The following is a 1,257-nucleotide window of genomic DNA, read 5'->3' on the forward strand; positions in this document are numbered from 1 at the left end:
CGAAAGAACAGGCCAACATGCTGATGATCGTGATGATGCTTCTGGCCGCCGCGGTCGGTACCGTGATCGCCTTCTTTGTCACCCGTTCGATCACCGCCCCGGTTGCCCAGGCTCTTGGCCTGGCAACAGAGATCGGCCAGGGCGATTTTACCGTGCGGATGAACATGGACCGGGCCGACGAGATCGGTCAGCTCGGCAATGCCCTCGATGTTATGGCCGCCAGCCTGCAGGGGCAGGCCGACATGGCCGACAAGATCGCCCAGGGCGACCTGACCGTCGATGTCAAGCTTGCCTCGAACAAGGATGTGCTCGGCAAATCCTTACGCAAGATGGTCGAAGTGTTGCAGGATACCATCGGCCAGGTCATGGCCTCGATCGAAAACGTCTCGAGCGGTGCCCAGGCAATGAGCGCCTCCTCCGAAGAGATGTCGCAGGGTGCCAGTGAGCAGGCCGCCTCGGCCGAAGAGGCCTCGAGCTCGGTCGAGCAGATGAACGCCAACATCCGGCAGAACGCCGACAACGCCCTTGAAACCGAAAAGATCGCCACCCAGGCCGCAACCGAAGCCCGGGAAGGGGGCGAGTCGGTCTCGCGCACCGTTATCGCGATGCGTGATATTGCCGACAAGATCAATATCGTCGAAGAGATTGCCCGGCAGACCAACCTGCTGGCCCTAAACGCCGCGATCGAAGCGGCCCGGGCCGGCGATCATGGCAAAGGGTTTGCCGTCGTTGCCGCCGAAGTCCGCAAACTGGCCGAACGCAGCCAGATCGCCGCGGCCGAGATCAGTGAATTGTCGGTCAGCAGTGTCGATGTCGCCGAAGCGGCCGGCGCTGCCCTGGAGAAGATCGTACCGGGGATCCAGAAGACCGCTGAGCTGGTGCAGGAGATTGCCGCGGCCAGCCGCGAGCAGGACGCCGGAGCCGAGCAGATCAACAGAGCGATTCAGCAGCTCGATACGGTCATCCAGCAGAATGCCTCGGCCTCCGAAGAGATGGCGAGTACGGCCGAGGAGCTCTCCAGCCAGTCGGAGCAGCTTGGCGAGATGATCTCGTTCTTCAACGTCGGTAACGCCCGTCGGCAGATCGCGGCGCGCAAGCACCTGACCGCCGAAGATCACCAGGCCAACCTGAAGAAAGCCCAGCTGGCGATGCCGTCACCGGCAGGTAAAGGCAACGGCAGTGGCAACGGTTCCATCGGAATTGCTCCGGGCACAAAGAATGCCAGCTCCGGCCGGGCCGATACCCTCGATCAGGATT

The 1,257-nt window shown here is 62.5% G+C and carries 1 protein-coding gene (only partly in view); it reads left to right on the forward strand.

Annotation, left to right across the window (positions count from 1 at the left end; genetic code table 11):
* Positions 1-1,257: part of a hypothetical protein coding region (locus C0623_03520; protein ID PLY02650.1), annotated on the forward strand (this coding region is incomplete at its 5' end). The annotated region continues 923 nt past the right edge of the window; the window shows 1,257 of its 2,180 annotated nt.

The organism is Desulfuromonas sp. (assembly GCA_002869615.1).
GTDB lineage: Bacteria > Desulfobacterota > Desulfuromonadia > Desulfuromonadales > UBA2294 > BM707.